A 25,178-nucleotide genomic window follows, 5' to 3' on the forward strand; every position below is an offset into this window, starting at 1 on the left:
CCATCATTTCACGGCCCCGGCAGTCAGGCCGCGGACGAAATATTTGCCGCCGAGGAGATAGATCAGCAGCGTCGGCAGCGCCGCGATGATCACCGCTGCGCTCTGCACGCCGTGCTGCGGGATGTCGGCGACGGCGGCGGACAGCGCGATCAGAGCGGCCGTGACGGGCTGCTGCTGGCCGGTCGTGAATGTCACGCCATAGAGGAATTCGTTCCAGATATGGGTGAACTGCCAGATCACCGTGACGATCAGGATGGGGCCTGAGAGCGGCAGGATGATGCGCCAGAAGATGCGGAAGAAACCGGCGCCGTCGATGCGCGCGGCCCTGATCAATTCATGGGGAATGGCAACGTAATAATTCCGGCAGAACAGCGTGGTGAAGGAGAGCCCCTGAATGGTGTGGATCAGCACGAGTCCCGTCAGCGTATTGATGAGACCGATGTCGCGCAGCACGATGGTCCAGGGCAGCAGGCGCATTTGCTGGGGCAGGAAAAGGCCGAGGGTCACGATGCCGTAGATCCAGTTGTCGCCGCGAAATCGCCAGAGCGATACGGCGTAGCCGGCGATCGCACCGAGCAGGGTCGAGAAGATCGTGGCGGGGATCGTGACGAGCGCGGAGTTCAGCATGTACGGCCGGATGCCGGCGCAGGTCTCGGCGACGCAGAAGCCGCTCCAGGCGACGGCGTAATTGCTCCAGGCCCATTGCTGCGGCCAGCCGATCATCGAGGCCTGCGCGATCTCCTCGTTGCTGCGGAGCGAGTTCAGCACCACGACGACCAGCGGCGTGAGCCAGGCTGCCGCGATCAGCGAAACGATGAGATAGATCAAGATCCGGCTCGGGGCGAAGGTGTGCTCACGCATGGGCGGCCCGCCGTCGCTGGACATATCGCCACGCCGCATAGGGCAGCAGCACTGCGAGAAGGATGAGCAACATGAGTACGGCCGCCGCCGCGCCGCGGCCGAGCAGGCTGCGCTGGAACATCAGGTCGTAGACCACCAGTGCCGGCAGCTGCGTGGCTATTCCCGGGCCTCCATTGGTGAGCGCGCGGACGAGATCGAACGTCGAAATCGCGAACTGCAACTGGATCACGACCACGGTGATGGTGATCGGCCACAGCGAGGGCAGGATGATGCGCCGGTAGATCCGGATCGGTTCGGCCCCGTCGATCTGCGCGGCCTTGATGATGTCCGTGTCGACGGAGCGAAGGCCGGCAAGGAACAGCGCCATGGCAAAGCCGGAGGATTGCCAGATCGCCGCGATGACGATGGTCCAGATGGCCATGTCGCGGTCGATCAGCCAGTCGAACTTGAAGGAGGTCCAGCCGAGGTCGTGAACCAGCTTCTGGATTCCAAGACCAGGGTTGAGCAGCCAGCTCCAGACCGTGCCGGTGACCACGAACGACACCGCCAGGGGATAGAGGAAGATGGATCGCAGCACGTTCTCGCCGCGAATGCGCTGATCGAGCAGGATCGCAAGGATGAGGCCGGCCGCTGCGCTCAACAGCACGAAAGCGCTGCCGAACAGCAGCAGATTGTCGAAGGCGATCTGCCAGTTCCGCGAAGCCGCGACCGCCGTGTAGTTGCGCAAGCCCACCCAGCCCGTGACAGGGACCAGAGTGGATGGCGTGAACGATATCCAGATGGTCCACAGCGAGAACGAGACGAGGTGCGCGGCAGACAGCAGCAGCGGCACCCAGATCATCAAATATTCCGGCAGCCGGCGCACCCATTCGGGAAGCGCCGGCCGACCCGGTCTCGTCAAGACGGCATTGCTCAACGTGCGCCCTCGACGGCCTCGGCGAGGCGCGTGGCGGCCTGCTCGGGCTTGATCGTCTTGTTCTTCACATACTCCGTGATCACGTCGATCATCGCGGCGGTCATGCCGTTTTCCTGCGCCATGTTGTGCGCAAGGCTCAGGACCGCCTGATTGCTGGCGATGGCCTCTTTCAGCGCTGCCGCGGTCCGGCGTTGACCGTCCGACCAGCCTTCGCCGGACAGATCGACATCGGTGCGCACCGGGATCGATCCCGTGATCTGCGAGTACATCGTCTGGATCGCCGGATCCATGACGAGCTGGGCCATCAGCGTCTGGCCGGCTTGCAGGTCGGCCTCCTTGCGCTGCCAGAAGATGAAGGCATCGGCATTCAACAGGAACACCGGCTTGCCGTTGTCGCTGGGGCCCGGCGCAATCATGAAGTCCTCGAACTTGAAGCCGGCATTGCGCAACACGCCCTGGGCCCAGCCGCCCATGATCATCATGCCCATGTCGCCGTCGACGAAGCGCTTCAGGTTGGTCGAGAAATGCTGGGCACCGACATTGGGATCCATCCAGTCGGCGATCTTGCGCAGCTGCGCGAAGGCAGCCTTGATCTCGGCCCCCTTCAACGCCTTGTCGTCGAGATTCATGATGGCGGCGCGATAGGCGGCGGGACTGATGCCGGCAAGAGCTGCCTCGAATTTTTGACCGTCATCCGGGCGCGTACCGCCATTGGCGATGGGATGGTTGACGCCGCCCGATTTCATCTTCTCGGCCAGCTCGTTGAAGTCCGTCCATGTGACCGGGACCTTGTCAGCCTTGGCCTTGTCCATCGCGCGTTTGGACAGGAACAGCATGTTGGTGCTGTAGATCTGCAGCGGCAGTGCAATCCATTTGCCTGCCGGCTTGTGCAGGCGCGCAAGATCGGGAGCGACGACCTTTTCGTAGCCGGCAGCGGCAACGAGAGCGTCGAGATCGACGGTCGGCGCGATCTTCGACCAGGCCGCAATCTCCGGACCCTTGAGCTGCGAGCAGGCCGGCGGATCGCCAGCCATGATCTGCGCGCGCAGCTTGTTCATCATCTCGGTGGTGAAGCCGGGGACGGGCGAGTGCTGCCAGACGCCGCCTTTCTCCTCGAACTTCTTGCCGAGCGCCGTGATGGCCGCCCCATCGCTGCCCGCGGACCATTGCGAGATCGCGGTCAGGCGCGGCTTGGCCGTGCCTTGCGCACGGGCAAATGCAGGCAGCGCGAGCGCAGCAACGGATCCAGCGAGCAGACGGCGCCTTGTTGTGGTCATCGGCATGGCAGTTCCTCCCGGTATGATGTTCTTTGCGCGTTCTCGACGCGTTGCGGCGGCACGGTTCAGGCCATGTCAGGCGGCCTCCGTCGAGGTGACGGGCATGCCGCCGCGGCTGGCGAGGCAAAAGGCGGCGAAGGCAAGGGCAGCCTGCGGATCGTTGCCGGTCGAGGGCGGCACGAAGGCGACGGACACTTTCGCCAATGTCCGGCCGCCCAGGAGGCAGGCGTCGATCCCCTCGATCACGGCGCTGCGATCGTCATCACGGAGCAGCGATGGCCAGCCACTGATGGCAACGCCACCGCATGGCTTCACGTTCAGCGTGTTGCCGATCGCAAGGCCGAGCCGGAACAGCCGCCGCCGCAACTCCTGGCGCACCCGCGCAGGGAGCGGGACCGCGTGCACCCATTCGCTGCCGAGCTGGAGCAATTCGGCTTCGGAGATGTCGAGCAGCTCGGCCAATGCGGGGAGCGAGGTGTAGGCCTCGACGCAGCCGCAATGACCGCAGCGGCAGCGCGGTCCCCCCGGTTCAAAGACCATATGGCCCAATTCGACCGGCTGGAGTGCATCGGCCTCGGTCGGGTCGTCCATCCAGGCGCCGGCGACGCCATGGCTGACAAAGACGAACAGATGCGTGCCGCTGAACGGATAGTCTTGCGTCCGGCAGCGATGAAAGGTGGCGTGCGCCACGACCGAATTGGTGAACTCCAGCGGCACGCCGGCGAACATCTCGCCGATCATGGCACCGAGGTGCGCGACGTCGCAGGGGATGATCGGATTGCCTGCCGCCGTCAACCGGCCAAGGCCCGGAATGGAGACGCCGATCTGTGCGAGCGTGATGCGGCGGCGGCGTGTCCAGTCGCGCAGCAACGTCATCGCCTCGCGGAACACGCGACCAACCGTTTCCACGGTTGGTGCTTTCGGCAACGGCAGGCGCTCGGTGTAGTGCAGTTCGCCCGAGAAACTGCCGACGCCGATGCTGAGCCATTGTGCCGTCAGTTCGAAGGCTGCGAGCGCCACCGTGCCGTCGAGCGACACCAGGCCCGTCGGGCCGCCGACGTAAGGGGCAGGGCGCCGTACCTCCTCGATCAGGCCTTCGGCCTTCAGGTCGAACAGGATGCGCGACAGGCTCGCCTCGGACAGCCGCACGGCCTTCGCCAGCGGCGGCCGGAACGAGCCGCCGAACTGGAGCAAGTGAGTCAAAATGGCAGCGCGCGTCTGCCGCCGACTTCTCGGCTGCTCCGGCATCTCCGTCCCTATCGTCATTCTTACTTAGAGTAAGAATGCGCGCGGAGCGTTCAGGCTGTCAAGCGTTTGCGGCGTGAGCCGCCGACTTGTTGTTGTGCGCGGCAGCAAGCGTGGGACAACATGATGGTCTCGCAGGGTGGCAAAGCACTGACCCACTCCACGAATGCACAAACAAGAACGGCGCCATCGCGAGATGGCGCCGTTTCGAAAGCCGTGATGGCCGAACTTACTTGCGATCGCCGATCGGCACGTAATCGCGCTTGGTGACGCCGGTGTAGAGCTGGCGCGGTCGGCCGATCTTCTGCTGGGGATCCTCGATCATCTCGCTCCACTGGCTGATCCAGCCGACGGTGCGGGCGACCGCGAACAGCACGGTGAACATCGAGACCGGGAAGCCCATCGCCTTCAGCGTGATGCCCGAATAGAAGTCGACGTTCGGGTAGAGCTTGCGATCGATGAAGTACTGGTCGCTGAGCGCGATCTTCTCGAGCTCCATCGCCACCTTCAGCATCGGATCGTCGCCATGGCCGGTCTCCTTGAGCACGGCGTGACACATCTTCTGCATGATCTTGGCGCGCGGATCGTAGTTCTTGTAGACGCGGTGACCGAAGCCCATCAGGCGGACTTCGGAGTTCTTGTCCTTCACCTTGGCGATGAACTCGGGGATCTTGTCGACCGTGCCGATGTCGTAGAGCATGTTGAGCGCGGCTTCGTTGGCACCGCCATGCGCCGGGCCCCAGAGGCAGGCGATGCCCGCCGCGATGCAGGCGAAGGGGTTGGCACCGGAGGAGCCGGCGATGCGCACCGTCGAAGTCGAGGCGTTCTGCTCGTGGTCGGCGTGCAGGATGAAGATCTTCTCGAGCGCATCGGCGAGCACGGGGCTCACCTTGTAGTCCTCGCAGGGCACCGCGAAGCACATGTTGAGGAAGTTCTCGGCAAAGCCCAGCGAGTTCTTCGGATAGATGAAGGGCTGGCCGACGGTGTACTTGTAGGCCATCGCCGCCAGCGTCGGGATCTTTGCGATCATGCGCATGGACGCGATCATGCGCTGCTTCGGATCGTTGATGTCGGTCGAGTCGTGATAAAATGCGGCGAGCGCGCCGACGGCCGCAACCATGATCGCCATCGGATGGGCATCGCGGCGGAAGCCCTGGAAGAAGCGGGCCATCTGCTCGTGCACCATCGTGTGATGGGTCACGCGGTGGTCGAAATCCTTCTTCTGCGAGGCGGTCGGCAGGTTCCCGTAGAGCAGGAGATAGCAGGTCTCCAGGAAGTCGCCGTGCTCGGCGAGCTGCTCGATCGGGTAGCCGCGGTATTCCAGCACACCCGCGTCGCCGTCGATATAGGTGATCTTGGACTGGCAGCTCGCGGTCGAAGTGAAGCCCGGATCGTAGGTGAACAGGCCGGACTGGCCGTAGAGCTTGCCGATATCGACGACATCGGGCCCGACGCTGCCGCTGAGGATCGGAAGCTCGTAGTTCTTGTTTCCTACCGTCAGCGTGGCGGTCTTGTTGCTTGGTTTTGCGTCCATCGTAGTCCCCGATGTGTGGTGAAACGGGCCGAAGCCGGAGGCCCCTAGGCAGATCAGGGGGCAGGCCGGATGTTCCAGAATGTACGGGGGAGATGGGTATATTATTGCTGTGTGCGCTGCAAGATCGCCGCACGCATGGTCGACTTACGTCGTAGACTGGTCCTTGAGCCGGCCCAGGGTTTCCTGGCGCCCCAGGACGTCCAGAACCTCAAATATACCAGGCGACGTCGTCCGTCCGGTGAGCGCCGCCCTGAGCGGCTGGGCAACCGCGCCGAGCTTGAGACTGTTTTCCTCGGCAAAGGCGCGCAGCGCGGCTTCGGTGGTGGCGCCGCTCCAGGTCTCGACCTTCTCCAGCGCGGAATGAAGCTGGCCGACCAGCCTGCGGTTCTCGGGTGTCAGCACCGCTTGCGCCTTGGGATCGAACTCCAGTGGCCGGTCGGCGAAGATGAAATGGGCGGCGTCGATCAGCTCGATCAGCGTCTTGGCGCGCTCCTTCAGGGCCGGCATGGCCTTGAGGAGCTGCGCGCGCGTGGTGTCGTTTAACTTGGCCTTAAGCTCGTTGCGTCCGGGCACGTGGTCGAGCACGTCCTCGAACATCTTCACGAGCGATTGATCGTCGGTGTGGCGGATGTAGTGACCGTTGAGGCTTTCCAGCTTGGCGAAATCGAAGCGGGCGGCGGCGCGGCCGACGCTGGCGAGGTCGAACGCCGCGATCATCTCCTCGGTCGAGAAAATCTCCTGGTCGCCATGGCTCCAGCCGAGCCGGACGAGGTAGTTGCGCAGCGCAGCCGGAAGGTACCCCATGGCGCGGTAGGCATCGACGCCCAGCGCGCCGTGCCGCTTGGACAGTTTTGAGCCGTCCGGGCCATGGATCAGCGGGATGTGGGACATGCTCGGCAGCGCCCAGCCCATCGCATCGTAGATCTGCTTCTGGCGCGCGGCGTTGATCAGATGGTCGTCGCCGCGGATCACATGGGTGACACCCATGTCGTGGTCGTCGACCACCACGGCGAGCATATAGGTCGGGTTGCCGTCGCCTCGGAGTAGGACGAGATCGTCGAGGTTCTCGTTCTGCCAGACCACGCGTCCCTGGACCTGGTCCTCGATCACGGTCTCGCCGGTCTGCGGCGCGCGCAGGCGGATCGTGGGCTTCACGTCTGCGGGGGCAGTCGCGGGATCGCGGTCGCGCCACATGCCGTCATAGAGGCGGGTGCGCCCCTCGGCGCGCGCCTTCTCGCGCATGGCGGCGAGCTCCTCGGCCGTGGCGTAGCAGCGATAGGCCTTGCCGTCGGCCAGCAGCTGCTCGGCGACCTCGCGGTGGCGGGCGGCGCGGGCGAACTGGTAGATGACCTCGCCGTCCCAGCCTAGCTCCAGCCATTTCAGGCCGTCGAGGATGGCGGCGATGGCGGCCTCGGTGGAGCGCTCCCGGTCGGTGTCCTCGATCCGAAGCAGCATCTTGCCGCCGTGCTTCTTCGCATAGAGCCAGTTGAACAGCGCCGTGCGGGCCCCCCCGATATGGAGGAAGCCGGTCGGCGAGGGAGCGAAGCGGGTAACGACGGAATCGGACATTCTTGGCAGGGCCTATGCATTGGAGGCGGTGGTGTATAGCAGGACCGGAGCATAACTAAAGCCCGACGGCGGACATGCTAGGCCTTGGCTCAGCCACGCGAATTTGGCAGAAGGGCCGCTGATTTCCCTACAGGATTTTCGTGATGACAGAACCGGTGGCGACTGAGGTTGGGCGCGATTTCATTCGTGACATCATCCAGGCCGACCTCGATCAGGGCAAGTACAAGGAGATCGTGACCCGGTTCCCGCCGGAGCCGAACGGCTATCTGCACATCGGCCACGCCAAGTCGATCGCACTCAACTTCGGCATCGCCCAGGAATTTCCGGGCCGTTGCCATCTGCGCTTCGACGACACCAACCCGGTCAAGGAAGAGCAGGAATACATCGACTCCATCCAGGCCGACGTGCGCTGGCTCGGCTTCGATTGGGGCAAGAACCTGTTCTTCGCCTCTGACTATTTCGACCGCCTGTACGAATGGGCGGAGCAGCTGATCCGCGATGGGCTCGCCTATGTCGACGACCAGACCCAGGAGGAAATCCGCCTCACGCGCGGCACGCTGACCGAGCCCGGCAAGAACTCGCCGTTCCGCGACCGCAGCGTGGACGAGAACCTCGACCTGTTCCGCCGCATGAAGGCCGGCGAATTCCCGAACGGCGCGCGCGTGCTGCGGGCCAAGATCGACATGGCCGCGGGCAACATCAACCTGCGTGACCCCGTGCTGTACCGCATCCTGCATGCGCATCATCCGCGCACCGGCACCAAGTGGAACATCTATCCGAGCTACGACTATGCGCATGGCCAGTCGGACGCGATCGAGGGCATCACGCATTCGATCTGCACGCTGGAGTTCGAGGACCACCGGCCGCTCTATGACTGGTTCATCGAGAAGCTGCCGGTGCCGTCCAAGCCGCACCAGTACGAGTTCGCGCGGCTGAACCTGACCTACACGCTGCTGTCCAAGCGCGTGCTGACCCAGCTCGTCCGCGACGGCCATGTCGCAGGCTGGGACGATCCGCGCATGCCGACCATGGCGGGCATGCGTCGCCGCGGCGTGCCGCCGGCCGCGCTACGCGAATTCGTCAAGCGCATCGGCGTCGCCAAGGCCAACAGCGTGGTCGACGTCGGCATGCTGGAGTTCTGCATCCGCGAGGAACTGAACCGCACGGCGCAGCGCCGCATGGCGGTGCTGAAGCCGCTGAAGGTCGTGATCGAGAACTATCCGGAAGGGCAGACCGAGGAACTCGAGGCGATCAACCATCCCGACGACGCTAGCGCCGGCACGCGCAAGATCACGTTCGGTCGCGAGCTCTATATCGAGCAGGACGACTTCATGGAGAACCCGCCGAAGAAGTTCTTCCGCCTGTCGCCGGGCACCGAGGTGCGGCTGCGCTATGCCTATTTCGTCAAGTGCACCGGCGTGATCAAGAACGACGCGGGCGAGGTGGTGGAGCTGCGCTGCACCTACGATCCCGCGACCAAGGGCGGCAACGCGCCCGACGGCCGCAAGGTCAAGGCGACCATGCACTGGCTGCCGGCGGCGACCTCGAAGCCGGCGGAGATCCGCATCTACAACCAGCTGTTCGCAAATCCGAGCCCGGATGCCTCTAATTTTGCGGCCGATCTCAATCCGAACTCGCTGGAGATCCTCTCCGATGCGCGGGTCGAGGCTTCCGTCGCGGAGAGCAATTCGACCGCGCCGATGCAGTTCGAGCGCCAGGGCTACTTCGTGCGTGACAGGGACTCGACCCCCGGCAAACCGGTGTTCTCGCGCACCATCGGCCTGCGCGACACGTTCGCGAAGGAAGTCGCGAAAGGTTGATGCGCCCATGAGCAACGAAGCCGACGCCATCGTTTCCGCTGTCATCGCGAAATGGTGCGCCGGCTTTGCCAAGCTCGACGCCGTGGCGCTGTCATCGCTCTATGCGAAGGATGCGTTCTTCTTCGGCTCCAACCCCAAACTCTATCGGGGCAGGGACGGCGTCGCCGACTATTTCAACGGGCTGCCGCGGTGGCGCAAGCCGAGCGCGGCCTTCTCCGAGGTGAACGCGGTGCAGGCCAGCCCCGATCTGGTCAACATGGCCGCGACCATCGCGTTCGATCTCGCCGGCGAGCGCCCCGATCTCGTCGTCAAGATGAGCTGGGTCCTGATCCGCGAGGACGGCGACTGGAAGATCGTCAATCATCACGCCTCGTCACAGGCGCCGCTGATCTGATTGGCCATCTGCGTCAGTTTTGTCATTCCGGGATGGCCCGAAGGGCCAGGCCCGGAATCCATAACCCCAGCTCGTGGTTATGGATTCCGGGCTCGCGCCAAGCGGCGCGCCCCGGAATGACATCCGAACAAGAACCCGAGGTCTCTTGCTGCGTTGAGGTAGATTCCAAATAAGGATCCCGCCATGCAGAACATCGCAGAGCATATGGAAGTCATCGGCGCCGACGGCGTCCATGTCGGCACCGTCGATCGTGTCGAGGGCAACCGCATCAAGCTGACCAAGAAGGACAGCGGCGAGGGCAGCCACAAGGGGCACCATCATTTCATCGACAAGAGCCTCGTTGCCGACGTCGAGGGCAACAAGGTCCGGCTGTCGGCCAAGGCCTCGGTCGCGGTGACGATGGAAGAGGAAAAGTAAGGCGCCGCGACGCCTGTTCCTGATCTGTACCGCTATTCGCCCGGTCGCACGTTCCGGTAGCCTCCGCACCCGTCGCGTATCGTAAGGTGCAGGGGAATGGCGGAGCCGGGCCGGCCAGTGCGCTCCCAGGGAGTTGCCGGGACGTGGCCGGTCGGCCGCGCCGTACCGGCTGGCGGCTTTGCGCCGGCGCGCTTTGGCGTCTGGCCGGCTATCGTCGAAACGCTGCGCGAATGGGCCCGCGCCGAGGCCGGCCCTGGCCGGCTATTGCCCTGGGTGCCGGTCGCCTTTGGTGGCGGCATCGCGCTGTATTTCGCCGCCGATCATGAGCCGGTGCTGTGGGTCGTTGCCGCGACGGCGGCCGTTCTCGCGCTCGGCGCGGTCGTGCTGCGACGGAGCCGGCTGTTTGCCCTCGCGATCATGATCGCGGCGGCCGCGGCCGGTTTTGCCGTGGCGACCTGGAAGACGGCGCGCATCGCCCATACCGTGCTGGCCAAGCCGCTCTATTCGGTGTCGCTGTCGGGCTTCGTGGAGGCGCGCGACATCCGCGAGCGCACCGATCGCTTCGTGCTGCGCGTCAGCGCGATGGAGGCGCAGCGCAGCGACGTCAAGCTCGATCGCGTGCGCCTGTCGGTGCGCAAGGGGACGGCACCGGAGGTCGGCGGCTTCGTGCAATTGAAGGCGCGGCTGCTGCCGCCGATCTCGCCGGTGCGCCCCGGCAGCTACGATTTCTCGCGCGACATGTTCTTCCAGGGCATCGGCGCCTCCGGCTTCGTGATGGGCGCGATCACGGCCGCGCCGACGCCGGATGCCGTCGGCTCGCGGCTGCGCTACGCGGCCTTCATGCAAGGCTTGCGCGATGCGATCGATGCCCGCATCCGTGCGACGCTCGAAGGCGACAATCGCGCGATCGCGACCGCGCTACTGACGGGGCGGCGCGACGCGATCACCGCGCCCGTCAACGACGCGATGTTCGTCTCGGGGCTCGGCCATGTGCTGTCGATCTCCGGCTATCACATGGCGGTCGTCGCCGGCGTCGTGTTCTTCGCGGTTCGCGCGCTGCTGGCGCTGATTCCGGGGCTGGCGGTCGGCTTCGCTATCAAGAAATGGTCGGCGGCCGCTGCGCTTGTGGCGGCTGCGTTCTACCTGCTGCTGTCCGGCGCAGAGGTCGCGACGCAGAGATCGTTCTTCATGACGGCGGTGGTTTTGATCGCCGTGATGGTCGATCGCCGCGCCATCACGTTCCGGACGCTGGCGGTGGCCGCGCTGATCGTGCTCGCCGTCGCGCCCGAGGCGCTGGTTCATCCGAGTTTCCAGATGTCCTTTGCGGCAACGCTCGGGCTGGTGGCGCTGGTGCAGATCGGCATGCCGAACCTGCTCGCATCGCCCGATCATTCCGCAACGGCGCGGATCGCGCTGTGGGGCGGCCGCGAGATCGCGATGCTGTTCCTGGCCTCGCTGATTGCGGGGCTCGCGACCACGCCATACGCCGCCTTCCACTTCCACCGCGTGACGCCATACGGCGTGCTCGCCAATCTCGGCGCGATGCCGGTGGTCTCGGCGCTGGTGATGCCGGCGGGGCTGTTGGGGTTGCTCGCGGCGCCATTCGGGCTCGACGGCGCGTTCTGGTGGCTGATGGGGATCGGCATCGAGTGGATGATCGCGGTCTCGCGCTGGGTGGCGGCACTGCCGGGTGCCGTCGGCCGCATTCCCGCGTTCGAGATCGCGCCGCTGATCGCGGCGAGCCTCGGGATCATCGTGATGGGGCTGTTGCGCACGCCCCTGCGCTGGTCCGGGGCCCTGGTGCTGCTTGCCGCGATCCTCTGGGCGATGTCGGTGCGGCAGCCCGATATCCTGATTGCCGGGGATGGCGCGAGCGTCGCCGTGCGGGGCCGTGACGGGCGGCTGCATGTGATCCGCGCGAGCAAGGATGGCTTCCTGCTGAGGGAGTGGTTGGCTGCCGATGCCGATCCGCGCGATGCCGGCAGCGCCTCGTTGGCCGACGGTGTGTCGTGTGACGAGTCCGGCTGCGTGACGCCGCTCGCGGACGGACGGCTGGTCGCGTTGGCGTTGCGCATCGACGCGCTGGCTGATGATTGCAGCCGCGCCGCGCTGGTGGTGACGGCGCGCCCAGCGCCGCCCGATTGCGCGGCGATGGTGGTCGACAGGCCGCGGCTCGCCAGTCAGGGCGCGCTGGCTCTGACGCGGAGCGGTGACGGCTTCTCGGTTCGGGCGGTGAGGGCGAGAGGCACAAGCCGCCCCTGGCTGCCGGCCGGCGCCGGCGAGGGGGATTTCGACGGCAGCCTTGCGCCGAAGACGGCCGTGCCCCGCAACCGGGACGCAACGCCATCGGAGACGGATTTTCAGGCGGACGATTGAGGAGCGGTGCGGGGGAGGTCGGACCGGATTTCGCAGGACGCAAACCATACCATCTCGCCGGCCTCGGCCGGCGATGGCATTGCATTCCTGGCCCACGACCATCGGCCGGGGCGACGACGTCAGCCGATCGGCAGGCGCGTGATGGTGGACCGCGTGTCGGCGACGATCTGCGGCTTGTGCTCGCGTTCGCCAACCGGCTGGGTCACCGGCAGTTGCAGCACGGTCGCGCGCTGGCCTTCGACGAGCTGTGTCACCAGCACGTATTTGCCGTCGGGGAATTCGATCGCGTCATGATGGCGATCGGGAATGTGCGGGTCGATCTTGCCGAACTTGCCGACGCGGGAGTTCACGGTGCGCGTCCAGATCCAGCGATTGTCGTAACGGACGTTGTCGGCGAAAGCGAGCTCCGTTCCCGGCAGCAGGCAGACTGCGACGGAGAGATCGGCTTCGGAGGCGAAGCCGCGCGTCGAGGTGCCACGGAAGGTTGTCGTGACGATCGTCTCGCCGACTTCGGCGGGGCGCGTCGCGACGGCATGCAGGCTGTAGTCACACATCGGGTGCTCCTCATGCGAAGATAGCAACCCGCACCTCTTTTGGAGGCGCAGGCCTCTATCAGGTGGAAGCAAGCAACGCTCTGCTTCGTTGTAGGCAAATCTGCGGCTTTGCGCCGCAAGCCGCGATCACATTATCTTTCCCGGATTCGATAGGAACAAAGCCGATGCATGCGTATTCGGAAGGCGTGCGTCAGCGCCCCGCGGGCGCCGACCAGCCCGAGTATTGCCAGCTCGCTTGCGGAATGGCGGTGCGATTGTATGGCAGCGGCTTACGTCACCGTTGCTGCGATCGGCGCAGCAACGATCGTCCATGAAACGTCCGGCGCAACACCTGTCCTCGCATTCTCAGGCCGCGAAGCGATGTTGCGTCGTGCGGCGTGTCGAGGATGAGCCGCCGAAAGAGGGGGCCGGACAATCTGAGCAGAACCGGAAAAACCATCCAGCCGGAGCGGATAGCGGATCCGCTCCAATAGGTGTCGAGCGACCGCAGGACCGCTCAGTACTTGCGGTACAGCCCGATCAGCTTGCCCTGAATCTTCACGCGGTTCGGCGGAAGAATGCGGACCTCGTAGGCGGCGTTGGCGGGCTCGAGCGCGATAGAGGCGCCGCGGCGGCGGAAGCGCTTGAGCGTGGCTTCCTCGTCGTCGATCAGCGCCACCACGATGTCGCCGGTATCGGCGCTCTCGTTGCGCTGGATCAGCGCCATGTCGCCATCGAGGATGCCGGCCTCGACCATCGAATCGCCGCGGACTTCGAGCGCGTAGTGCTCGCCCGAGCCGAGCATGTCGGGCGGCACGCTGATGGTGTGGCTGCGGGTCTGCAGCGCCTCGATCGGCGTGCCGGCCGCGATGCGGCCCATCACGGGCACCGCGACGGGACGCTCGCCCTCGTCCACAGGCGGGCTGGAGGTCGCGCGCACCTTGCCGAGATTGCCCTCGATGACGCTCGGCGTGAAGCCGCGGCGGCTGCCGGCGGCGGCCTGGAGCTCGGGCAGCTTGATCACCTCGATGGCACGGGCGCGGTTGGGCAGGCGGCGGATGAAGCCGCGCTCCTCGAGCGCAGTGATCAGGCGATGGATGCCTGACTTCGAGCGCAGGTCGAGCGCATCCTTCATCTCGTCGAAGGACGGCGGCACGCCGCTTTCCTTCAGACGTTCGCTGATGAACCGTAGAAGCTCGTATTGTTTGCGCGTCAACATCTCGACGAAAGTCCCCCGGTTGATGTCGTTCGATTCCGAGACGAGGAGTTCAGCGATAAGCTGCTACACGTTCGAAACAAATCATGAACGGACACTATATGTTCGATATGTGTTCCGCAACTGCTTAATTTACGGTGAACAGAGCGAAGCTCGCGCGATGCGTGTGGCCGTGCAGCTCAGGCGGGCAGGCGCAGCACCTCGCAAGGCGTGCCGGCCTCGGCCCTCGGCGCGAACGGTGCGCGCACGAGAAGTACCTGCGCCGCAGCGAGATTCGCAAGCAGAGAGGAGTCCTGATGGCTGACGGGATGGGCGACGAGCGCGCCGTCGTCACGCTGTTCCAGGCGCGCACGCAGATAATCCTCGCGCTGGTCGTTGGCACCGAGATCGCGGCCCAGCACGGCGCGCTCGCGGCGATGATGAATCACTGATCGGCCCGACAGGGCGCGAATCAGCGGCACCATGAACAGGAAGGCGCACACGTAAGACGACACGGGATTGCCGGGGAGGCCGATCACGCGCATTGCGCCGAGCCGTCCGTGCATCATCGGCTTGCCGGGCCGAATCGCGATCTTCCAGAACGACATCGAGATGCCTTCGTCCTTGAGCGCCTGCTGGACCAGATCGTGGTCGCCGACCGATGCGCCACCGGTCGTGATCAGGATGTCGGCGCCGCTCTCCCGGGCGCGACGGATGCCGGCGGAAGTGGCCTCCAGCGTATCGGCGGCAACGCCGAGGTCGATGGTCTCGGCGCCCTCGCTGCGGGCGAGCGCGTGCAGGGCATAGCCATTGGAATAGACGATCTGCCCGTGACCGGGCGTGGTGCCGGGCATCACCAACTCGTCGCCGGTGGCGAGGATCGCGACCCTCGGACGGCGGCAGACGGCGAGATGCGGGTGATTCATTCCGGCGGCCAGCGCGAGATCGCGCTCCGTGAGACGGCTTCCCTTGCGGAGCAGCACGTCTCCCTCGCGGAAGTCGACGCCGGCGGGGCGGATATGCCGCCCGGAAATCGCGGCTTCCTTGATCGTGACAAGCTTGCCTTCCGCGACGGTGTCCTCCTGGATCACGACCGCATCGGCGCCGTCGGGAACGACGCCGCCGGTGAAGATCCGCACGGCTTCGCCGGGGCCAACCCTTCCCGCGAACGGGCGACCCGCCGCGACCTCGCCGACGACCGCGAGCCTGGAATCGACCGTTGCCGCGTCGGCCGCGCGCACGGCATAGCCGTCCATCGCCGACATGGCCTCCGGTGGCTGCGTGCGCCGCGAAGCGACGTCGCGCGCAAGCACGCGATGGTAGGCCTCATCGAGGGAAACCATCTCTTCAGGCAACGGCTCTGCACCCGCCAGCACCGCGGCAAGCGCGTCAGAAACGGGCATGAGGGCCACGGGCGGAAACTCCTGCAAATCGTTGGCGAGAGTTCTAGCCGAGTGCAGGCGCGAGGCAAAGCAGCACACAGGATGATTTATCCTGCGCGATTTCCGTCGTGGGCAGGGAGCTCAAGTCCGCCGCGGCATGATCCGGACGGCGAGACAGACCGGCACGAGGATAGCCATGGCGAGGACGAGAATGACGAGCGCCACGGCCAACATCGCTCAACGTCCTGTCGGATCGCTCGGACCGACGTCCGGTGCGACGTCGGGAGCTCTGGGATCCTGATCCTTGTCGGGCAGCGGATCGGCCAGGGACTTCAGGTCGGCCGCCTTGCTGATCAGCTTGGCGGAGAGGTCAGAATCCGAGGTGGTTCTGGCGAATTCAAGCAGGAGAGAGGCTTGCTTGGTGAGATAGGTTTTGCCCAGCACGTCGATCAGTCCGATGTAGAAATCCCAACAGACTCATGAGTCCGAAGGGTGGTACTCCGTTCCCGGAACTCCGTATAAAAATGCACAAAGGGGTTGGGTTCCTCATCCTCCGCAAATTTGGCTCCGGGAACCGAGGGCATGACCTGTCGCGGCGACTGCCTGGCATTCAGATGCCAAGCGCCCTCAACGCGTTCCCGACGTCGCCGGGCGACGTCACGTGCACGGGCGTTCAAGCCGACAGCCCGCTGAGGCTCGGCGGCCAAACTGGTGTAAGCTCTGCGGCACACGTTCTCTTGAAGCGAGGAGCGCCCATGACACGAAAAATTCTCATCATGGGGCTTCCGGGCGCGGGTAAGACGACGCTCGCCAATATTCTGGCGCCGCTGCTCAATGCAGTTGTTTTCAATGCGGACTCGGTTAGGGCCAATATATCGAGAGACCTCGGCTTTAGTCACGAAGATCGCGTTGAACATGCCCGCCGCATGAGCTGGATGTGTGACCGGGTAGTCGAAGCGGGAGGAACGGCGATCGCGGACTTCATTTGCCCGACGGAGGAAACGCGGGCTGCATTTGGTTCTAGTTTCACGATTTGGATTGATCGCATTCAGGAGAGCCGATACGCAGACACCAATCGCATGTTTACACCGCCCAGCCATTTTGATGTGCGCGTCAATGCGGATGGCACTGTCCGATATTGGGCGGAGCAAGTGTTGGCACGCTTGCGACCGGCATTTGATCCACAACTGCCGACCGCGCTGTTCATCGGCCGCTATCAGCCGTTTCACCTTGGCCATCAGCGCCTGATCGAAGAGGGCCTGCGTCGTGTCGGCCAGGTGTGCATCGCTGTTCGCGATACGCACGGAATCGATCAGAAAAACCCGCTATCGTTCTTCGCGGTGAAGCAACGGATCGAAGCTGCGCTGTCGGCCCACGTAGGCCGCTTCATTGTCCTGCCGATGCCCAACATTACCAATGTCTATTACGGACGCGACGTTGGTTACGCAGTCGAACGCATCGTGCTCGACGAGGCAACGGAAGATATCTCCGCCACGGACCTGCGTCGGATGAGTGCCGCGCCGATGCCCCGATAATCGTCGTCAAGCGCTGCCGTCGGTCTCGAGCGGATCGTGAGTGATGAGGTTCAGAATCTCGTCGGAGGTGAAGCCGAGCGCCATCGGCCGCACCACATCCGGGACCACGCCGAGATCGTAGAGTTCCGTCACAGATCCATCGATACGGAACCAATGAACGCACGCACCCGTATCGAGATCGATGATCTGCACCCCGCACCATGGCTCCGAATCGGCCTCGGCGAGCCTGCGGTCGAGGGCCAGCCCTTCAAAGCGCTCGTAGCGTGGTTTTGACAGTCCCACGAATGCGTACCTGCCATGGAAGGCGAGCCCGCGCACGAAACCCGGACAGAAGGCGAGCACCCGAAATCGCCCATCTTCCGCCGAGGCGCCGCGCTCGATCCAGCCGATCTCGCCGGTTCCGGAGTTCAGCAACCACAATCTGCCGCGATACATGCGCGGAGAATGGGGCATTGAGAGCCCTCCGAGAACGACGGCGCCGGACTGCACGTCGATGACGATGCCGCCATTGGCGCGCCGGTCGCGCCAGCCATCGACGGTGTCGGATTTGCTGACCGCCGTCACGTAGCGTGGCACGCCGGCTTCCATGGCGAGTCCATTCAAGTGGCACCGATCCTCTTTGACGATCTTCGAAATGAAAGAAGGCTTCCAAAATGGCGTGAAGCTGTGCCGCTCGGATGTCGTGGCAAGGCAGTTATAGAGCGTATTGACGAAGACGATGCCGCCATCTTTCGTCAAGCCGATGTCGTGAACGTCGAGCTCGCCGGTGATGAATAGTTCACGCGGGACGTAGCATGCATCATGCAGATCGTTGATTGTCTGCTCGCGCTTGAGCACGTTCCTGAACTTGACGATCTGGAACAGTGTGGCGAGAAGAATGGTGTCTCGATCCGCGACGCAGATTCCCATCGCTTTGTGAAAAAAACGCTCATGCACCAGAAGTCCGCCATCGACGTTCTGCCCGATCAGATAGAACTTGCCTGATTGATAGGACGAAACGGCGAGTGCGATGCGCTCTGAACCAAGAAAGGACGGCAGCCCTGGCGACATGGAATACTTGACCGCGTCGCCGCCGCGCTTGCCGCCCTGCTCAGCAGCAGCGTCCGTGCGCAGTCGATCGGCAGGTCGCTCGATCACTTCGTTGCCTGTGATGCTCCTGGATAACGTCAACACTAACCGAGTTCTTGCGGAAACACCAAGCCGGAGTCTCGCCCGACCCGGCTGACTACTAGCGCGGGAGGTCGTTACTGTGTAAAAACGCAGGTAGCGCGATTTAGGTGGGTTGGAACCTGCATTTGCTGGAGGCCTTATTGGCCGAACGGTCATTGCGTCATCTGATCTTGTCCTCCTCGATGCTCGCCAGCGCGGTCATCGGTTATGGCCGCCGCGCGTACGCCGCCTGTGTTCCGGCCGGCGGATCGAACTTCCTATGCTCCGGCGCCAGCACGGCCCAGTCGGTCTCGGCTGCCAATGCCAATGTCTCGACGCTGCCCGGCTTCAGAGTCACGACCGTGTCGTCCAATGCCCTGGCCATTACCGGATCCGGCGATCTCTTTTACACGGACACGAATTTCTCGGCCCTGACCGCGACCTCAGGCAATGGGTTGAACGTATCCAATGCCGCCGGCCCGGGCAGCATTACCATCAACACCAACGGTGCCGTCACCGCCCGCAACTACGGCATTCGCGGCCGAAACTTCGGTAGCGGAGCGCTGTCGATCACGGCCAATGGAGACGTCATCAGCACCGGCACCGGCGTGGCTTCGCTGTCGCGCGGAATCGTTGCCGTGAGTTCCGGAACCGACCTTAGCGTGACGACGGGAGTCGGGACCACCGTGAGCGGATTGCGATACGGCATCTTGAGCCGCAACTACGGCACCGGCACGACAACTGTGACCGCCAATGGGGATGTCGCAGCCAGTGGCACGACGGGAACAGACGTCGGCATCCTTGCGCGCGGGACCGCAGACGTCGTTGTGACGACGGCGGCCGGCACAACTGTCAGCGGGCAAGAAATTGGCATATCCGCGCGGAGCGACGGCGCCGGTGCATTGAATATTACCGTCAATGGCGACGTCACGGGAAATACGGCCATTTACGCCAGAACAGGCGCCGGCGGTTCCATTGCGATCAACGTCGGATCGGGGAGCAGTGTGACCTCCAACGGCACTGGTTATGCCGTCGACACGTCCACTTTTGCTTCCGCTAACGGAGCCACCAATCTTACGGTCGCCGGCACACTGAACGGCGGGACGGGCGGCGCAGTCCGCTTCCATCAAGGATCGGCGCTGGCTGACCGGCTGGAATTGCATCCGACCGCGGTGATCAACGGCACCGTCTTCGCCGGACCGGGCACCGATACGCTTGCGTTGGGGGGGACTGGCACCGGGAGCTTCGATGTCTCGCGGATCGGCTCGGCCGCGCAATATCGGGATTTCGAGACCTTCGAGAAGGTCGGCGCAAGCCAATGGACCCTGACGGGCATCAACACCGGGATCCCCGACTGGATCGTAAATGCGGGCGTGCTTTCCATCCAGGCGACGATGCCCAACACCGACTTCAGCGTGAACGGCGGAACGCTGGCGCTGGTCGGCGCCGGCAACATCTCCAATTCGATTGTCAACCTGAACGGCGTCACCAGCGTGCTGGATATCTCTGGCGCGGTGGCGGGGGGAACGATCGCGTCGCTCTCAGGTGTGGTCGGCAGCGCGGTTACGCTCGGCAATCAGACTCTGATACTGTCGAACGCCTCCGGGACCTTCGGCGGCGCAATCGCCGGCTCAGGCGGGTTGACGCTCGACGGTGGCACCGAAAGGCTAACCGGGATCAGCACCTACACGGGCGCCACCACCATCAATGGAGGAACGCTGCTGGTGGACGGCTCCATTGCATCATCGAGCGGCGTTACCGCCAACAGCGGCAGTACGCTGGGCGGCACGGGGACCTTGCCGACCACAGCGATCAACGGCGGCATACTCTCCCCCGGACCTATGATTGGCACACTTAACGTTCAGGGCACCATCAGTTTCACGCCCAACTCCACGTACCAGGTGGACATTTCCCCTGGGTCCAGCGACCGCACGAACGTGACCGGGACCGCCGCACTCGCCGGTACCGCACACGTTATCGCCGGGGCCGGCAGCTATCCAAGGAATACGACGTATGTCATCCTCACCGCTGCCGGCGGGCTGAGCGGAGCATTCTCAGGCTTGAACTTCGCATCCGACTTCCTCTGTGCCTGTCTCAGCTACGATGCAAACAATGTGTATCTGCAGATCACCAGCACGGGGCTGACGTTCGCGGGTGCCGGGCAGACTCCGAACCAGATCGCTACGGGCGGCGCCGTTGAAGGACTCGGCGTCGGCAATCCGATTTATGACGTGATCGTACTCGGCAGCGCGGAGCAGGCCCGCTCCGCGTTTGACCTGCTTTCGGGAGAGGTTCACGCCAGCGCCGTCGGCATGGTGCTTGACGATTCGCGCCATGTCCGCGACGCGCTGCTTGGGCGGCTGAGACAATCCTATGGCGGCAGTTCCAATCCGCTTGCGAGTCTCACTCCCGGCGGTCCGGTGTTGGCCTATGCCACGACGATGACCGATCATCCCGCACCTGGCTTCGGAGCCAAGAAAACAGCTATGCCTGCGGAGAACGTTGTCGCGGGGTGGGGGCAAACGATCGGAGCCTGGGGGCGTAATGCCGGTGACGGCAACGCGTCCGCACTTTCGCGCTCGGTCGGCGGTTTTATGACCGGGTTCGATGCGAACGTCGGCGAAATGTGGCGATTCGGCGTTGCCAGTGGCTATGCGCGCTCCTGGCTTCGAGCCGACGAGCGGAAGTCGTCCGGAACGGTCGGCAGTTACCATTTCGGTCTTTATGGCGGTGGCCAATTCGGCGCCCTCGGATTGCGGGCCGGCGTGGCCCATACGTGGCACGACCTCGAGACGAGCCGCAGCATAGCCTTCGCAGGCGGGGAAGGGTGCTGCGCCTCCATGTTCAGCGATACGGCGACGGCCAGCTTCGCGGCTCGCACCGCGCAGGCGTTCGGCGAAATTGGCGCTAGCTTCTTTGCCGGCCGTGCTGCCATCGAGCCGTTTGCGAGCGCTGCCTATGTGAACGTCCACACCCATGGCTTTACGGAAAGCGGCGGCGCGGCGGTGCTCACCGCAAACGGACAGTCGAATGATGCGGTCTTCACGACGTTGGGGGCACGGGCCGCCATGACCTATGCGCTGCCCGATCGCGCGACGATCACGACTTATGGCATGCTCGGCTGGCGCCGCGCCTTCGGCGACACTACGCCGGTCATGGCCATGGCCTTTGCCAGCGGCGGTGCCGGATTTAACATTAGCGGCAATTCGCTCGCACGGAACGCGGCCCTCGTCGAAGCGGGCCTAAACCTGCACTTCAGCCCGACTGCGACCATTGGCCTCTCTTACGTCGGCCAGCTCTCGGATCGGGTGACTGATCACGCGATCAAGGGAAATCTGATCTGGCGGTTCTAAGCGGGCCGTCCAACGCGTCTTGATTTAAGTGTTGCCGACGAACTCCGACAATGCGGGAGCGGGTCTAGGACAAGCCTCGGTCGCGCCCCCAAGCTACCGGTCGTCGCAGCCCAATTCAGATGCCAAGCGCCCTCAATGCGTTCCCGACGTCGCCGGGCGACGTCACGTGCACGGCGTTCAAGCCGACAGCCCGCGCGCCCTCGATGTTCTCGGCGAGGTCATCGAAGAATACGATGCGCTCCGCCGGCACGCCGATCGCGGCGACGACGTGGTCGAACGCCTCCGCGTCCGGTTTGCGCAGGCCGATGCTGGACGACAGATACAGCTCGCGGAAATGGCCGAGCACGCCGGCATATTCCTTCGAGAAATAGTCCACGTGCGGCCGATTGGTGTTGGAGAACGCGTAGAGCGGCATCTGCTTCGCCGCGCGCGGCAACAGCTCGGCGATGTCGGGCATCTCCCCGGCGAAGATCGCATTCCAGCCTTCCAGGAACTGCGCGTCCGAGATGCCGATTCCGAGTGAAGCACGCAGCGAGGCGAAATAGTCCTCGTCGCTGATCTTGCCCATCTCGTGCAGCCGGTAGGCCTCGTCGCGCACATAGCGCGCGACGATGGCCTCGGGCTGGCAGCCGGCATGTCCCGCCCAGCAGGTGATCGCCTTGGAGAAGTCGATATCGAGCACCACGCGCCCGAGGTCGAACAGAAGCGCATCCGCGCTGCCGGGAGAGAGCGATGTCATTGCGTCCTTTTCACTTCAGTATCGGCAAGTCAGTAGCGATAGGGCTCGTGGTCGAACAGCGGGAATGCGCTGAACACGCTGGGCGCGTTGGTGGCGGTCGCCGGATGCAGGCAAGATTTGTCGACCTCGGCGAATGAGGTGGCGCCCAGGAGGCCAAGGCAGCGCAGCACCTCGTCCTCGAGCAGCTCCAGCATCCGGGTGACACCGGCTTCGCCCGCCGCCGCCAGCGCCCAGCATTGCAGCCGGCCGATGCCGACGAGGTCCGCGCCCGCCGCGATCGCCTTGACGATATCGGTGCCGCGGCCGAAGCCGCCGTCGACCATGATCTTGGCGCGGCCCTTCACGGCATCGACAATCTCGGGCAGCACATGCATGGCGCCGCGGCCGTGGTCGAGCTGGCGGCCGCCATGGTTGGAGACGTAAATCCACTCGACGCCGTGATCCAGCGCGATCAGCGCGTCCTCTGCCGTGGCAATGCCCTTGAGGATCAGCGGTATTTTGAACTTGTCCTTGATCATCTTCACTGTCCGCCACTCCAGACCCTTCTGGAAATCGCCGCCGGTGGCGCGCAGGCGGCTCTCGCGAACGTAGCGCTTGGCGATGTCGCGTTCACGACGGCTGTAATGGGCGGTGTCGACGGTCAGGCAGAAGGCGGCATAGGCGCTCTTCTCGGCCCGGCTGACGACATCGGCGACGAAGGCATCGTCGCCGCGGACATAAAGCTGATAGAGGCGCAGCGCGTCGGGCGCGGCTTCGGCGGTCTTCTCCAGTCCTGGCTCGGACACCGAGCTCAGCATGTGCGCCGCACCGAAAGTGCCGGCGGCGCGTGCCACGCTTGCCGCGCCATCCGGATCGAAGATCTCGAGGGCGCCGACCGGGGCGAGCACCACCGGCAGGCGCATCCTGCGGCCGAATTGATCGACCCCTCCGTCGACCTTGCGGACATCGCGCAGCACGCGCGGGCGGAAGGCGATCTCGTCCAGCGCCATGCGGTTGCGGCGCATCGTGGTCTCGGTCTCGGCCGCGCCGACGATGTAGTCCCAGGCGTTCTGGTTCAGGTTGGCGCGCGCTTTCCGGATGAACTCGTGGAGGTTCTGGAACGTCTCGTTGCTGGCGCCGAGCTCGACGTTCCTTTCAGGCCGGATGCGGGGCGCTTCGTTCATTGTCGTCCTCCCGAGAATTTGAAGTCTTATCGTCATCGCCTATCGCGTCCGGCCCTCGAAAACCATCCTAAAATCGCATAGCTGCGAGGCATGGGCGGCCCGACCGGTTTCCCGCTTTGCGCGAAACAGTTTCGGAACGTTGCCAAAAGTTTAGTCCAAGGCGAAGGGATTTCTTCGGTATACCCGCCAGCGTGGCATCCCGGCCTTGAAGAAACCGGAATGGTATTGTGAGAAGTGGGCTGGATCGCCATTTGCATGGCGCTCCCAACCCGAAGAGAACCGCCAAGCAAAAGGCTACGTCATCCATGCGGAAAACCCTGCTGTTCCCCCTCGGCGCGCTCACCGGAGCGTGTCTGACTCTTCTGGTAGCCGGCCCACATAGCGGAGTATGGGCGGCGCGGGCAGCAGCGAGCGCGGACGATGCCTATTCCCAGCTCAATTTGTTCGGCGCGGTGTTCGAGCGGGTCAAGGCCAGCTATGTCGAGAAGCCCGACAACGCCAAGCTGATCGAGGGCGCGATCACCGGCATGGTGACCTCGCTCGATCCGCACTCGCGCTACATGAACGCCAAGGCCTGGACCGAGATGCAGGAGACCACCTCCGGCGAGTTCGGCGGGCTCGGCATCGAGGTCACCATGGAGGATGGCCTCGTCAAGGTGGTCTCGCCGATCGACGACACGCCGGCCTCGAAGGCCGGCATCATGTCCGGCGACCTCATCAGCAAGATCGACGGCGAGGCGGTGCAGGGCATGACGCTCGAGCAGGCCGTCAACAAGATGAAGGGCCCGGTCGATACCAAGACCAAGCTCACCATCGTGCGCAAGGGCGCGGACGCGCCGCTCGACGTTTCGATCACGCGCGAAATCATCCATGTGCGCCCGGTGCGCTTCCGCGTCGAGAACGGCGACATCGGCTATATCCGCGTCACCTCTTTCAACGAGCAGACCACCGACGGTTTGAAGAAGGCGATCGCGTCGATCTCCAGGCAGGTCCCGGCGGAGAAGCTGGCAGGCTACGTGATGGATCTGCGCAACAATCCGGGCGGACTGCTCGATCAGGCCGTGTCGGTGTCGAGCGCCTTCCTGCAGCGGGGCGAGGTCGTCTCGACCCGCGGCCGCAATCCGGAAGAGACTCAGCGTTTCACCGCGCATGGCGGCGATCTCACCAAGGGCAAGCCGCTCGTGGTCCTGATCAATGGCGGATCGGCCTCGGCCTCGGAGATCGTGGCCGGCGCGCTGCACGACCACAAGCGCGCGACGCTGATCGGCACGCGCTCGTTCGGCAAGGGCTCGGTGCAGACCATCATTCCGCTCGGCTCCGGCAACGGCGCGCTGGCGCTGACCACGGCGCGCTACTACACGCCGTCGGGCCGCTCGATCCAGGCCCAGGGCATCGCGCCCGACATCGAGATCCTGCAGGACGTGCCGCCCGAGCTGAAGGGCCGGATGGACACCATGGCGGAATCCCAGATGCGCGGCCATCTGCAAGCCGCCGACGGCACCGAGCAGACCGGATCGCAATCCTACGTCCCGCCGGAAGAGAAGGACGACAAGGCCCTGCATGCGGCCTATGACTTCCTCCACGGCGTGACCGCGAATGCCGTCGCTTCGAAGCCCGCGTCGAAGGCTGCGGTTCCGAACTAAATCTGACGACCTCCAGATGCGGATCGCCCGGGAGTGGATGACCACTTCCGGGCGAATGTCTTTCGGGACGCTCTCGG

General features: G+C 64.4%; 20 protein-coding genes. 7 read left to right on the plus strand and 13 right to left on the minus strand.

Going from position 1 to position 25,178, the window contains the following annotated elements:
* Nucleotides 1-3: 3 nt before the first annotated feature.
* The 6 genes from ACM42_RS12210 to gltX form a co-directional block, all read right to left on the minus strand.
* The gene (locus ACM42_RS12210; RefSeq protein WP_271528153.1) at nt 4-861 is read right to left on the minus strand and encodes a carbohydrate ABC transporter permease; all 858 of its coding nucleotides are present in this window, start codon (nt 859-861) and stop codon (nt 4-6) included.
* On the minus strand, nt 854-1,777 hold the full coding sequence (locus tag ACM42_RS12215) for a carbohydrate ABC transporter permease (protein ID WP_271528154.1): 924 nt from the start codon (nt 1,775-1,777) through the stop codon (nt 854-856). The genes ACM42_RS12210 and ACM42_RS12215 overlap by 8 nt, the downstream gene beginning before the upstream one ends.
* Entirely contained in the window at nt 1,774-3,060 is a 1,287-nt protein-coding gene (locus ACM42_RS12220; RefSeq protein WP_271528155.1) for an ABC transporter substrate-binding protein, read from the minus strand. Before ACM42_RS12220 ends, ACM42_RS12215 begins: the two co-directional genes overlap by 4 nt.
* A 69-nt stretch (nt 3,061-3,129) precedes the next feature.
* Nucleotides 3,130-4,302: an ROK family transcriptional regulator gene (locus ACM42_RS12225; RefSeq protein WP_271528313.1), complete on the minus strand. Its 1,173-nt coding sequence runs from the start codon at nt 4,300-4,302 to the stop codon at nt 3,130-3,132.
* Nucleotides 4,303-4,528: 226 nt separating this feature from the next.
* Nucleotides 4,529-5,833, minus strand: a complete 1,305-nt coding sequence (gene gltA, locus ACM42_RS12230) for a citrate synthase (protein ID WP_124158115.1) — start codon at nt 5,831-5,833, stop codon at nt 4,529-4,531.
* Nucleotides 5,834-5,977: 144 nt separating this feature from the next.
* On the minus strand, nt 5,978-7,402 hold the full coding sequence (gltX, locus tag ACM42_RS12235) for a glutamate--tRNA ligase (RefSeq protein ID WP_271528156.1): 1,425 nt from the start codon (nt 7,400-7,402) through the stop codon (nt 5,978-5,980).
* A 143-nt stretch (nt 7,403-7,545) separates the two neighbouring features.
* Between gltX and ACM42_RS12240 the strand changes: the two genes are divergently transcribed.
* From ACM42_RS12240 to ACM42_RS12255, 4 genes are all read left to right on the plus strand, one after another.
* On the plus strand, nt 7,546-9,222 hold the full coding sequence (locus ACM42_RS12240; protein WP_271528157.1) for a glutamine--tRNA ligase/YqeY domain fusion protein: 1,677 nt from the start codon (nt 7,546-7,548) through the stop codon (nt 9,220-9,222).
* Between the two features lie 7 nt (nt 9,223-9,229).
* Nucleotides 9,230-9,616 (plus strand): YybH family protein, encoded by a 387-nt coding sequence (locus tag ACM42_RS12245; RefSeq protein WP_271528158.1) that lies wholly within the window; start codon nt 9,230-9,232, stop codon nt 9,614-9,616.
* Nucleotides 9,617-9,799: 183 nt separating this feature from the next.
* Nucleotides 9,800-10,033, plus strand: coding sequence for a DUF2171 domain-containing protein (locus ACM42_RS12250; RefSeq protein ID WP_061028066.1), 234 nt, complete (start codon nt 9,800-9,802; stop codon nt 10,031-10,033).
* Between the two features lie 96 nt (nt 10,034-10,129).
* Nucleotides 10,130-12,409, plus strand: a complete 2,280-nt coding sequence (locus tag ACM42_RS12255) for a ComEC/Rec2 family competence protein (protein WP_271528160.1) — start codon at nt 10,130-10,132, stop codon at nt 12,407-12,409.
* A gap of 119 nt (nt 12,410-12,528) precedes the next feature.
* Here the strand turns inward: ACM42_RS12255 and ACM42_RS12260 are convergent, their stop codons facing one another.
* From ACM42_RS12260 to ACM42_RS12275, 4 genes are all read right to left on the minus strand, one after another.
* The gene (locus ACM42_RS12260; protein ID WP_027574385.1) at nt 12,529-12,963 is read right to left on the minus strand and encodes a hypothetical protein; all 435 of its coding nucleotides are present in this window, start codon (nt 12,961-12,963) and stop codon (nt 12,529-12,531) included.
* Between the two features lie 496 nt (nt 12,964-13,459).
* Entirely contained in the window at nt 13,460-14,161 is a 702-nt protein-coding gene (gene lexA / locus ACM42_RS12265; protein WP_028177622.1) for a transcriptional repressor LexA, read from the minus strand.
* A 176-nt stretch (nt 14,162-14,337) separates the two neighbouring features.
* A complete protein-coding gene (locus tag ACM42_RS12270; protein ID WP_271528161.1) occupies nt 14,338-15,549 on the minus strand; it encodes a molybdopterin molybdotransferase MoeA in 1,212 nt (403 codons plus the stop codon).
* Between the two features lie 207 nt (nt 15,550-15,756).
* Nucleotides 15,757-15,963, minus strand: coding sequence for a hypothetical protein (locus ACM42_RS12275; RefSeq protein ID WP_271528162.1), 207 nt, complete (start codon nt 15,961-15,963; stop codon nt 15,757-15,759).
* Between the two features lie 311 nt (nt 15,964-16,274).
* On the opposite strand from ACM42_RS12275, the gene ACM42_RS12280 reads away from it, so the two are divergent.
* Nucleotides 16,275-17,054: an adenylyl-sulfate kinase gene (locus ACM42_RS12280; RefSeq protein WP_271528163.1), complete on the plus strand. Its 780-nt coding sequence runs from the start codon at nt 16,275-16,277 to the stop codon at nt 17,052-17,054.
* Nucleotides 17,055-17,060: 6 nt separating this feature from the next.
* Here the strand turns inward: ACM42_RS12280 and ACM42_RS12285 are convergent, their stop codons facing one another.
* Complete coding sequence (locus tag ACM42_RS12285) at nt 17,061-18,227, minus strand: TIGR03032 family protein (RefSeq protein WP_271528164.1); 1,167 nt, start codon at nt 18,225-18,227, stop codon at nt 17,061-17,063.
* 104 nt (nt 18,228-18,331) lie between these two features.
* Between ACM42_RS12285 and ACM42_RS12290 the strand changes: the two genes are divergently transcribed.
* Nucleotides 18,332-21,556, plus strand: a complete 3,225-nt coding sequence (locus ACM42_RS12290) for an autotransporter outer membrane beta-barrel domain-containing protein (protein WP_271528165.1) — start codon at nt 18,332-18,334, stop codon at nt 21,554-21,556.
* Nucleotides 21,557-21,671: 115 nt separating this feature from the next.
* Here the strand turns inward: ACM42_RS12290 and ACM42_RS12295 are convergent, their stop codons facing one another.
* A complete protein-coding gene (locus ACM42_RS12295) occupies nt 21,672-22,295 on the minus strand; it encodes an HAD-IA family hydrolase (RefSeq protein ID WP_271528166.1) in 624 nt (207 codons plus the stop codon).
* 29 nt (nt 22,296-22,324) lie between these two features.
* Nucleotides 22,325-23,458 carry an alpha-hydroxy acid oxidase gene (locus tag ACM42_RS12300; protein WP_271528167.1) on the minus strand — a complete coding sequence of 378 codons (1,134 nt, stop codon included), beginning with the start codon at nt 23,456-23,458 and terminating at the stop codon, nt 22,325-22,327.
* 305 nt (nt 23,459-23,763) lie between these two features.
* Here ACM42_RS12300 and ACM42_RS12305 point away from each other — a divergent pair, with 305 nt between their 5' ends.
* Complete coding sequence (locus ACM42_RS12305; RefSeq protein ID WP_271528168.1) at nt 23,764-25,101, plus strand: S41 family peptidase; 1,338 nt, start codon at nt 23,764-23,766, stop codon at nt 25,099-25,101.
* The last annotated feature ends 77 nt before the right edge of the window (nt 25,102-25,178 follow it).

This window comes from Bradyrhizobium sp. CCBAU 25338 (genome assembly GCF_028128965.1).
GTDB classification, from domain to species: Bacteria; Pseudomonadota; Alphaproteobacteria; order Rhizobiales; family Xanthobacteraceae; genus Bradyrhizobium; species Bradyrhizobium liaoningense.

Coding starts and splice junctions, on each gene's coding strand:
- ACM42_RS12210 (WP_271528153.1), bottom strand. CDS start 861: ATGCGTGAGCACACCTTCGCCCCGAGCCGGATCTTGATCTATCTCATC.
- ACM42_RS12220 (WP_271528155.1), bottom strand. CDS start 3,060: ATGCCGATGACCACAACAAGGCGCCGTCTGCTCGCTGGATCCGTTGCT.
- ACM42_RS12225 (WP_271528313.1), bottom strand. CDS start 4,302: ATGCCGGAGCAGCCGAGAAGTCGGCGGCAGACGCGCGCTGCCATTTTG.
- gltA (WP_124158115.1), bottom strand. CDS start 5,833: ATGGACGCAAAACCAAGCAACAAGACCGCCACGCTGACGGTAGGAAAC.
- gltX (WP_271528156.1), bottom strand. CDS start 7,402: ATGTCCGATTCCGTCGTTACCCGCTTCGCTCCCTCGCCGACCGGCTTC.
- ACM42_RS12240 (WP_271528157.1), top strand. CDS start 7,546: ATGACAGAACCGGTGGCGACTGAGGTTGGGCGCGATTTCATTCGTGAC.
- ACM42_RS12245 (WP_271528158.1), top strand. CDS start 9,230: ATGAGCAACGAAGCCGACGCCATCGTTTCCGCTGTCATCGCGAAATGG.
- ACM42_RS12250 (WP_061028066.1), top strand. CDS start 9,800: ATGCAGAACATCGCAGAGCATATGGAAGTCATCGGCGCCGACGGCGTC.
- ACM42_RS12255 (WP_271528160.1), top strand. CDS start 10,130: ATGGCGGAGCCGGGCCGGCCAGTGCGCTCCCAGGGAGTTGCCGGGACG.
- ACM42_RS12260 (WP_027574385.1), bottom strand. CDS start 12,963: ATGTGTGACTACAGCCTGCATGCCGTCGCGACGCGCCCCGCCGAAGTC.
- lexA (WP_028177622.1), bottom strand. CDS start 14,161: ATGTTGACGCGCAAACAATACGAGCTTCTACGGTTCATCAGCGAACGT.
- ACM42_RS12280 (WP_271528163.1), top strand. CDS start 16,275: ATGACACGAAAAATTCTCATCATGGGGCTTCCGGGCGCGGGTAAGACG.
- ACM42_RS12295 (WP_271528166.1), bottom strand. CDS start 22,295: ATGACATCGCTCTCTCCCGGCAGCGCGGATGCGCTTCTGTTCGACCTC.
- ACM42_RS12300 (WP_271528167.1), bottom strand. CDS start 23,458: ATGAACGAAGCGCCCCGCATCCGGCCTGAAAGGAACGTCGAGCTCGGC.
- ACM42_RS12305 (WP_271528168.1), top strand. CDS start 23,764: ATGCGGAAAACCCTGCTGTTCCCCCTCGGCGCGCTCACCGGAGCGTGT.